The organism is Phormidesmis sp. 146-12 (genome assembly GCF_052939495.1).
On sequence record NZ_JBJPHS010000071.1, the window covers coordinates 26277 to 35931 of the forward strand.

11 protein-coding genes are annotated in these 9655 nt (G+C 48.1%); 7 read left to right on the forward strand and 4 right to left on the reverse strand.

Features of this window, described 5'->3' with window-relative positions; all coding sequences use genetic code 11:
• Positions 1–78 precede the first annotated feature (78 nt).
• From nifU to nifB, 4 genes are all read right to left on the reverse strand, one after another.
• Positions 79–960 (reverse strand): Fe-S cluster assembly protein NifU, encoded by an 882-nt coding sequence (gene nifU / locus ACKFKF_RS24415; protein WP_446870071.1) that lies wholly within the window; start codon positions 958–960, stop codon positions 79–81.
• Between the two features lie 34 nt (positions 961–994).
• Entirely contained in the window at positions 995–2197 is a 1203-nt protein-coding gene (gene nifS, locus ACKFKF_RS24420; RefSeq protein WP_446870072.1) for a cysteine desulfurase NifS, read from the reverse strand.
• Positions 2194–2571, reverse strand: coding sequence for a 4Fe-4S binding protein (locus ACKFKF_RS24425; protein WP_446870073.1), 378 nt, complete (start codon positions 2569–2571; stop codon positions 2194–2196). The genes nifS and ACKFKF_RS24425 overlap by 4 nt, the downstream gene beginning before the upstream one ends.
• Before the next feature lie 63 nt (positions 2572–2634).
• On the reverse strand, positions 2635–4110 hold the full coding sequence (nifB, locus tag ACKFKF_RS24430) for a nitrogenase cofactor biosynthesis protein NifB (RefSeq protein WP_446870074.1): 1476 nt from the start codon (positions 4108–4110) through the stop codon (positions 2635–2637).
• A 1125-nt stretch (positions 4111–5235) separates the two neighbouring features.
• Here nifB and cysE point away from each other — a divergent pair.
• From cysE to ACKFKF_RS24465, 7 genes are all read left to right on the forward strand, one after another.
• Complete coding sequence (gene cysE, locus ACKFKF_RS24435; RefSeq protein WP_446870075.1) at positions 5236–6000, forward strand: serine O-acetyltransferase; 765 nt, start codon at positions 5236–5238, stop codon at positions 5998–6000.
• Positions 6001–6019: 19 nt separating this feature from the next.
• On the forward strand, positions 6020–6307 hold the full coding sequence (locus tag ACKFKF_RS24440) for an Asr1405/Asl0597 family protein (RefSeq protein ID WP_446870076.1): 288 nt from the start codon (positions 6020–6022) through the stop codon (positions 6305–6307).
• 117 nt (positions 6308–6424) lie between these two features.
• A complete protein-coding gene (gene dpsA, locus ACKFKF_RS24445; RefSeq protein WP_446862299.1) occupies positions 6425–6967 on the forward strand; it encodes a DNA starvation/stress protection protein DpsA in 543 nt (180 codons plus the stop codon).
• Between the two features lie 257 nt (positions 6968–7224).
• Entirely contained in the window at positions 7225–8367 is a 1143-nt protein-coding gene (gene nifV, locus ACKFKF_RS24450; protein ID WP_446870077.1) for a homocitrate synthase, read from the forward strand.
• Entirely contained in the window at positions 8354–8620 is a 267-nt protein-coding gene (locus ACKFKF_RS24455; protein ID WP_446862301.1) for a nitrogen fixation protein NifZ, read from the forward strand. The genes nifV and ACKFKF_RS24455 overlap by 14 nt, the downstream gene beginning before the upstream one ends.
• Positions 8617–8820, forward strand: a complete 204-nt coding sequence (gene nifT / locus ACKFKF_RS24460) for a putative nitrogen fixation protein NifT (protein ID WP_446862302.1) — start codon at positions 8617–8619, stop codon at positions 8818–8820. The genes ACKFKF_RS24455 and nifT overlap by 4 nt, the downstream gene beginning before the upstream one ends.
• A 12-nt stretch (positions 8821–8832) precedes the next feature.
• Positions 8833–9423 (forward strand): (2Fe-2S) ferredoxin domain-containing protein, encoded by a 591-nt coding sequence (locus ACKFKF_RS24465; protein ID WP_446862303.1) that lies wholly within the window; start codon positions 8833–8835, stop codon positions 9421–9423.
• The last annotated feature ends 232 nt before the right edge of the window (positions 9424–9655 follow it).

Here is a 9655-nt window from a genome sequence, read left to right on the forward strand (position 1 = left end):
GCTGCTGGGCTAGGGAGTTGGAACCAATCGCCTCAGGGGGCGATCGCCCAACTGGAAAACGATAAAATGTCAGAGGTTTCATGAAACTGCTTCAACTACCAGGTTGGGTAAAACACGTTCGCGTAACCGGACTTCGATCGCGTTTTTCAGCGTTGCGGTGCTGCTTTCACAGGTGCCACAAGCCCCTTTTAGCTGGACTTTGACCACATCGCCTTCCAGGTCATAGAGTTCGACATCACCGCCATCCGCTAGCAGCACAGGCCGAACTTCTTGTAAAACGGTTTGAATCAAGCTGATTTTTTGTACGGTTGTTAGTACGCGGGCCTGAGCCGTCGCGATCTCTGCGGCAACTCTGACAGCCGTAAGATCTTTCTCTTGTTGTACGGCAGCAATCAGATCTTCAATTTCTGCGCCACAAGAACTACACCCACCGCCTGCTTTCACATAGCTAGTTACTTGTTCTACGGTGGTCAGATTGTTCTCAATCACCACGCGACGAATTCTGTTTTCGCTCACCCCAAAGCAACTACAAATCAGCTTGCCGTCGTCATCTTCATGCTGTTCGATTTCAATGCCCCGATACTTGTAGATGGCAGCTTCTAGGGCTTCCTGTCCCATGACAGAACAGTGCATTTTTTCTTCTGGTAGCCCACATAAATACTCGGCAATATCCCGGTTACTGATGTTCAATGCTTGATCTAAGGTGATGCCTTTAATCAGTTCGGTGAGGGCTGAAGAAGAAGCGATCGCGCTGGTACACCCAAAGGTCTGAAACCGAGCATCCAGAATTTTGTCCGCCTCAACTTCAATTTTGAGGTGCAGTCTGAGAGCATCACCACAGGCAATACTACCCACTTCGCCAAACACAACTGCAATACCGGATTCATCGGACTCTGCGATCGCTCCCTGGTTTTTAGGGTTGTAAAACAAATCTAATACTTTCTCGGTGTAGTCCCACATGGCGGTGTTTCCTGAAGAGTGAGGGATTGATGAGTTATCTAGCTCCGACGGTTGCTTCCTGGCGGTCTTGTAGCCACTCGGCTTGATCATTGTTAAAGGGAGATAGATCGCGTAAGCGTTGAACAATGTTGGGCATCACTTCTAGAACGCGATCGACTTCAGCATCGGTAGTATGTCGGGAAAGACTAAACCGGATGGAACCATGCAGCGTCGTGTAGGGTAAGCCCATTGCTCGTAAGACGTGAGACGGCTCTAAGGAACCAGACGTACAAGCAGAACCAGAGGAAGCACAGATGCCGTACTGGTCGAGAGAGAGTAAGATCGCTTCACCTTCGATATATTTGAAACCAATGTTGGTGGTGTTGGGTAGGCGATGTTTACGATCGCCATTAATTTCAGTGTTTGGAATCTCAAGTAGCCCTTTTTCGAGGCGGTCACGCAGTTTCTTTTCCTGTGCAACCTCTGCTAAGTGTAATTGTGCTAGTTCTGCGGCTTTGCCTAATGCAACAATGCCAGCGACATTTTCTGTTCCGGCTCTGCGTCCCCGCTCCTGGTGTCCCCCAATCAACAAGGGACGAAAGCGAAATCCCCGTCGCACAAAGAGGGCACCAATCCCTTTGGGAGCGTGTAGTTTATGACCCGAAATCGTCATCAGATCAATGGTGCTGGTTTTCATATTCAAGGGCAATTTTCCGGCAACCTGAACCGCATCGACATGAAAAGCAGCTCCGTATTCTTTGGCGATCGCTCCAATTTGCTCGATCGGGAAGACTGTCCCCGTTTCGTTGTTGGCGTACATGGTCGAAATCAGCGCTGTACTGCCCGTAATCGCCGCTTCTAGCTCCATCAGGTCTAACTGACCCTTACGGTCTACTGAGAGGTAAGTTACGGTGTAGCCCTGCTTTTCTAGCTGCTTGAACAGATTTAAGACACAGGCATGTTCGACTTGGGTGGTGATCAGGTGTTTGCGATCGGGTTGAGCAGCGATCGCGGCCCGAATCGCGGTATTGTTGCCTTCCGTCCCACAACTAGTGAAGATGATTTCAGATTCTTCAGCCCCTAATAGAGTAGCAACCTGACCGCGTGCTTGCTTTAAGGCTTTGCCGACCTGTCCCCCAAAGCTGTGCATCGAGGAAGGATTGCCGTAATACTGAGTGAGATAGGGCAAAATTGCGGCGACCACTTCGGGATCAACCTGGGTTGTAGCGTTGTTATCGAGATAAATGACTGCACTCATGCGTTGACTCCCACTGAAGTAGCGGTTTTTAGTTGAGATAATGCTTGTGAATAGGTGTCAAACCAGCGTTGCCAATAATCAGAGGGCTGGTTGGCTTTTAGCCTTGACACCAGACGGTTGTAAGTATCAAACCAAGTGCCCCAGTAGTCGTCAGATGGCTCTACAAAGAGCGGGGAGACTGCCAGGTTTGGGACACATCCACCATTGGTGGGGCAAACTGCCCAGCACTGAGGTACAGAGTAATGACCCACACAATCGTTACAGCGTTCAGAATTGATTTGATACGGTTGCTCATTTTGGGTGATTGCCCCAGTCGGGCAAGTTGATTCACAACGATGACATTCAATACACTGACTGGTGATCATGTAGGTCATAACAACCTCCTTAAGTTGGGGTTTCAGAGTCTGAGTGTTAAAAGTTAAGTTCAGGCTTCAAACTCAAAACTCTTGAATGTGCTGGTCGTAAAACTCTCTAGCCACCTTTTCAATCACGTCATAGGCTTCTACTACTTGCAATCCTGATTCCCTCAGTTCTGCTTTCGGACATTCACCCACTTTGGATACGAGAACCGCTTTGCAGTCAGCGATCGCTTTAATCACATGTTCCAGCGTGGCATCTTCGCCATAGCCGCCTTGACAGTATTGGTCGATTTTGCGGTGTCCGACAAACTTCGCTTCGTTGGCATCTACTTCAAAGATTTGGAATTCTTTAGCGTGACCAAAGTGCTGATTGACAATCCCGCCGCCCTTAGTTGCCACTGCCACTAAAATCTTGGGACTGTTTTTGACACGCTCACTGGGCTTGACTTTCGCTTTTGCCAGCTTGATGTCTTCCTTAAATTGCTCAATGCCCGCATGAACTTCCTGCCGCAGTGCCAGGTCATACTGTTCCGGCATTTCCATAAACTTATCTTTGGTGAATTCCTGACTGCGATCTTCACCTAGTAAGCCGACTGCATCCGCCCGACACTGGCGGCAGTGGCGCATCATCTTCATGTTGCTATCAGCACACTCATCTTGCAGCTTTTTCAGCTCTTTTGGGTTGGGTCCGCGCTGTCCGGTCAGCCCAAAGTGAGTGCCATGTTCTGGTGCGGAAATCAGTGGCATGATGTTGTGCAGAAACGCACCCCGCTTGCGAATTTCTTGATCAACTTCGACCAGATGCTCATCATTAATGCCGGGAATCATCACCGAGTTGACTTTACAGAGAATGTCGGCTTCTTTGAGTGCCTGCAAGCCTTCCATTTGGCGCTCATGCAGAATGCGGGAGGCTTCCAGACCTTTGTAGCGTTTGCGGCGATAGTGTACCCAGGGGTAAATCTTTGTGCCGATTTCAGGGTCTACCATATTAATGGTGATGGTGACGTGATCAACATTGAGGGCTTTGATCTTATCGACATGATCCGGCAGCATCAAGCCATTAGTAGACAGACATAGTTTAATATCCGGTGCTTTGTCCGCAATTAGCTCAAAGGTGCGAAACGTCTTTTCGGGATTTGCCAGAGGGTCGCCAGGGCCCGCAATTCCTAACACCGTCATTTGAGGAATCTTGCCTGCAATGACCAGTACTTTATGGGCTGCTTCTTCAGGAGTCAGTAGCTCACTCACCACACCCGGACGGCTTTCGTTGGCACAGTCATATTTGCGATTACAGTAGTTGCATTGAATATTGCAAGCAGGAGCAACGGCAACGTGCATTCGAGCATAGTGATGGTGAGCTTCTTCGCTGTAGCAAGGGTGTTTGGAGATGCGATCGAGCATTCGTTGATCGTGGGTCGTTGCGGCACTGGGATTGCTACTACACTCACAGCTATCACTCTTGGTCTGAGTCACTGTGTTTTTGGTGATGACAATATCCGTCGCGGGCTGTGTTTCTGGAGGAGAGAGTAGTCCTGGAGAAGGAGGGGGTGTCATTGCATTTCGGCAGGGCTAGGTGGATAGGGCCACTGAGAAAGACAGTTGTTCCGTTTCTCTAAGAAATCGATTGAAGTTGCTGGGTACAGACAACCTACCAATGCAGGCTAGAAGCTTTGATTCGTTCACGTTGGAACCCTATGTCAATGCTGTAGCAAGCAACTTCATTTCGACGTTATTCCCAGAGTGTGGTGTAGCTGCATCTTCCTCTCACTGTGTCTCTTGCCGAGAAACCTAAACCTTGGTTTTGGGTTGAAAGAACCTGTGTTCCTGGTTGAGAGACTTGAGTGATTGGTGTTGTGAACGTTATAGCAACCACTCGAAAGCAGCCTGATTGAGCAGTCCCCGGTAAGATTTATTGAAATCATTAGTCTGTACTCAAGCGCTCAAATCCAGGCCAAGCAAGCCCTCAAAGTTTTTTTAGGGTTGGGGTACGAGTATTTTTTGGGGAGGGCACGAGTATTTTTTGAGGAGGGTAGTAGTATTTTTTGTACTCAGTTGAAACCCTAGTAAAACCAATGTTTCCAGGTCTTTTGGGGTCATTTTTTAGGCTGGCCGACCTGTACTCAAAACACTCCTCAAGATGGCTCAAAAGCTGAGTTGGAGGAGGAAGCCGATCGCTTCTGGATGAGCTTTTTAACTAAAAACTGAAAGCCAATTGTTGAGGATGGTCTTCAACAAGATCCAGAATTTAATTCTGTATTTAAGTTAGCACTTTTCTAAAAACAAATAAAAAATAAAGGAATGTCTGCAATCATTTTTTAGCTTTGTTCAGCTTGGACAGAACTATACTATAGAAAATGCGTTTGCCACAAAACTGCTGATTTGAGTACAGAGTCAGGTGTGAGTAATTAGGGTTGTTAATTCTCTGCAACCCTGACGAGCGCTGAGTTTTGCTGTGAGTACTCAAATACTTGTTCCTGCTGCAATTAATACCAGTCCCCCATCTCAAAAATGCTAGTCCCTCAACCCCTAAAAAAAATAAAGTCTTGACTAGATTAGGGTTTGGGGATTGAGTACATTGCTAATTAATTCAATAACTCTGATTGGGGTTGCGGATTCTGCCCTACTTTTCTCTGCCTGATATAAGCAGGAGAACAGAACACCGTTTGCCCTCTGAAAGCAATGCAGCCTCTTTCTACCTCACGCTGTCTCCCCCTCCCTGAGCATTTCAGAACAAGCCCCAGTCAGGATGCTCTAGCCATTAAGAGTACTGCTACATCGATACCCTTCCCGATCGCAGTATGGCAATCGATACAAGAAGATTTTCGCATTATCTTCGATCGTGACCCGGCGGCTGGGCATTGGCTAGAAGTGCTGTGCTGCTACCCTGGGCTTCACGCGATTGTCCTCCATCGGTTTGCCCACTGGCTTTATCGTCGCCACGTCATGTTTATCCCTCGCTTCATTTCGCACCTGACCCGCTTTTTCACAGGGATTGAGATTCATCCGGGGGCGGCGATCGGCAAAGGAGTGTTTATCGACCACGGCATGGGAGTCGTGATTGGGGAAACCACAGTCGTGGGCGACTATTGCTTGATTTACCAGGGAGTGACGCTAGGCGGGACAGGCAAGGAAATAGGCAAACGCCATCCAACTCTGGGGCAGCATGTTGTTGTCGGGGCTGGAGCAAAGATCTTGGGCAATATTCCCATTGGAGACTACGCCCGGATTGGAGCCGGATCGATCGTACTGCGAACTGTCCCTGCTCATTGCACTGCTGTAGGCGTTCCTGGACGCAATATTTGTCGCACCAACACTCAAACCTGTCCACTAGAACATGGGCAAGTCCCCGATGTTGAAGCAGATGCGATGAAGGCACTACGCGATCGCCTTGAAATTTTAGAACAACATATTCAACTGTTGACTCAAAATCATTACACCCACTAACCCTATCGAGGTAACTTCAATGTCCTCCCTTTCTCCTACAAACCCTGGCACTAGCCAGATTGATCACCCATCCAATCTCAATAGCTCTGTGGCTCATGTGGTTGCGGTGTCTCGCATCGATCGCTGGCGGGTCTACCATCGCCTTCAGGAATTAATGATTCCTTGCTGGTGCCCAGAAGATGGTTCGCTGCGGGTCGAAGTCCACAACAGCACGGGCGCTCTGCTACTGCGAAGTGTGGTGCAGCAGTTTATGGCTTCTCGCCCAGAGATGGTGAGCTGGCTAGAGCGATGTTGGGAGACTGATTAAGTTTCACCTTCCCAAAACACAGTCTCCCCAAAAACAGTCTTTTTCACTTCAAATACTGAAAAAGCAATTCAAGTTCACTGCCAAACTCACACTTACTAACCTCAAGGAGTCTTTCAAATGACACAGGCACTCGTACAAGAATTTGGTCAAGTTCAAACCAACCCGATCGGGCTAGGGCAAGAAGTCACTGTTCCGGTTTGTGAAGGATTAAACATTGCGCTTGCTAGTTTTCAGGCACTCTATCTGCAATACCAAAAACACCATTTTGTGGTGGAAGGTGCAGAATTTTACTCACTACATGAGTTCTTTTCTGAAAGCTACGAGCAAGTCCAGAACTATGTTCATCAAATTGGTGAGCGACTCAATGGACTAGGAGGTATCCCTGCTGCTAGCTTTGGCAAACTGGCCGAATTGTGCTGCTTCTCGCCGGAGCCAGATGGGTGTTTTGCGGCTCGGCAGATGGTAGAAAACAACCTGCAAGCGGAGCAAACTATGATTGATTTACTGCGGCGGCAGGCATCCCAGGCAGAAAGTGTGGGCGATCGTGCCACTCGCTATCTTTACGAGCAGTTTCTATTACAAACCGAAGATCGAGCCTTCCATCTGGCGCATTTTCTAGCAGAAGACAGTCTGACGTTTGCTTTTGTAAGCCGACTGTAGATTGAATAGTTGACTTTGGAGGTTGGAGCCTGGAACGTGAACAGAGAAGCTGGTGAATGGAATTTGTGCCTATTAGAACGAAGTCTACCTTCGTAGACTAACCTACTCAGGATTCCATTGTCTGCGAAGGTGAATTTTGCTCTTGTAGTCTCAACGCCAGGAAAATTTGTCATTTAACCAGGTCTCCAATTCTCAGTCTTTAGTCTACTGAATCCAATCTCCATCAAAAATTCACTGATTAGAGATCACAATTTACGATGAAAAATCATCTCATTCAGATTAACGACACAACCTTGCGAGACGGAGAACAAGCTGCTGGGATTGCCTTCAATATTGAAGAAAAAATCGCGATCGCCACCTTCCTTAATTCAATCGGGGTACAAGAACTAGAAGTCGGCATTCCTGCAATGGGACAAGAAGAAGCCGAAGCCATTCGAGCGATCGCACACTTGGGATTAAAGGCAAAACTCCTCGGCTGGAATCGGGCTAACCTATCGGATATTCAAGCCTCAATAAATTGCGGATTACAGCGGGTTCACATTTCTGTTCCAGTTTCAGCCATTCAAATTGCTGCAAAATTTCATGGACAGTGGCGGGTCATGCTCGATCGCCTGCGAGATGTGATTAACTTTGCCTGCGATCGCGGTTTGGCGGTATCTGTTGGCGGTGAAGATGCTTCTAGGGCTGATGACTCCTTTCTGCTTGATGTTGCCCTGTTTGCTCAAGAGTGGGGCGCGTTCCGGTTTCGCTTTTGTGACACCGTTGGCATTCTTGATCCATTAACCACACACAACAAAGTTCGTCAGCTTGTTTCTCACCTGTCAATTCCAGTTGAAATGCACACGCATAACGATTTGGGACTGGCCAGCGCGAATGCATTAGCGGGGATACAAGCCGGAGCGCTATCCGTGAATACAACCGTCAATGGATTAGGCGAACGAGCAGGCAATGCTGCCCTAGAGGAAGTTGTGATGGCATTGAAGCGCATCTATGGCATCCAAACGGGCATTGATACGAAACGACTGCTAGAACTTTCTCGCCTGGTTGCTAGAGCTTCTAATTGTCCTGTGCCCCCCTGGAAAGCGATCGTTGGCGAAAATGCCTTTGCTCACGAGTCTGGAATTCACGCCCACGGCATTTTGCAAAATCCAGTCACTTATGAGCCGTTTGCCCCAGAAGATGTGGGATGGGAACGTCGCTTTGTCGTAGGTAAACATTCAGGTCGGCATTTAGTCTCAAGTGTGCTGCAACAACAGGGCATCCATCTCAACGCTGAAGAAGCTCAATCGCTACTAGAAGCTGCCCGACATCAAGCAATCAAAGTTAAGCGCAGCCTGACCGTTGAAGAGCTTTTAAGTTTAGTTCCCCCAATGAGGTCATATAGCCATGCAAACAGATGAAATTGAAATCGATAGCCCGCCCGTCTTTGAGATTGGTCAGAAGGTGCGATCGCGCAAACTGATTCGCAATGACGGCACGTTTCCCGGCAAAGATATTGGGGCAACCCTGGCCAAGAAAGGAGATGTCGGCTATGTCATCAGCATCGGTACCTTTCTACAAAGCTCCTACATCTACGCAGTACATTTCATGACAACGGGGCACATTGTTGGCTGTCGCAAAAAAGAACTTGAACTGGCTGAGGAAATCAAATGAAAGTCATGCTCCGTCGAAATGCTGCGGGACACCTGGTCGTCTATGTGACGAAAAAAGATTTGGAAGAAGAAGTGGTGAACGAAATAGAAGCAAACAGTGAAAAGATCTTCACCCTGGCAAATGGCTGGGAACTGGCGATCGCTGGGTTAGAAGATCCCATAAAACTGCCGAAAACTGTAGAAGCTAGACGTATCACTTAGGAACATCAGATCATGGTTGACTTTGATCACCAACACATGGAGTTTAAGTTCGAGGGCGAGTTTTTGGGCTTTGTCCAGCATGAGGGAAAGCTAAAGTATTTACGCCTTGGCGTGTTGTCCGAAGAGTTGCAGATCAAGCTTCCTAAGGCGGTGCGGATGGCAGTAGGAATGTCGCTTCAGCCCGGTGAATCTATTCAGGTTACAGGCATCGGCAAATTCGATCGCCCGGCTCACGATCTCAAACTAAAAGCAACTCAGATTACACCACTCAAAGCTTGTACTCCCGTCGTGCCTGCATCTTCCAGCCTAGTGTCTCCATCTGAGCCTAAAATCAACCCCAAGCCTAAAATCAAGGTACTAGTGTGCCAAAAATCAGGATGTTTGAAAAAAGGGGGGAAAGGACTCTGTGAGGCATTGGGTCAACTCCTTCGCGATCGCAATCTAGAACAGTTTGTCACGATCGAACGAACCGGATGTGTAAAACGCTGTTCTGCTGCCCCTAATCTGGTGGTTATGCCAGGAAATCAGCGTTACACAGAAGTTCGCGCCAAGACACTGCCGCAAGTCGCTGAAGCGATCGCCCAAAGCCTTACAGAGTTGTAGGTGTCTATTTGTAGCGACCCGCAATCATAAATCATCAAACCCGCAATCATAGCGATTTTGAACCCGAATTAACTGCAACTATCCGATAGCTCAAACCCGAATTAACTGCAACTGAATCCAGATTAATTGCAACTAACCCACAACCATCCGCTCAAACCCACATTAACTGCAACTATAAACTCACGGTTCGCCCATTTTTGAGCAAGGTCAGCAGATTGAGCTAAAGTTTGGC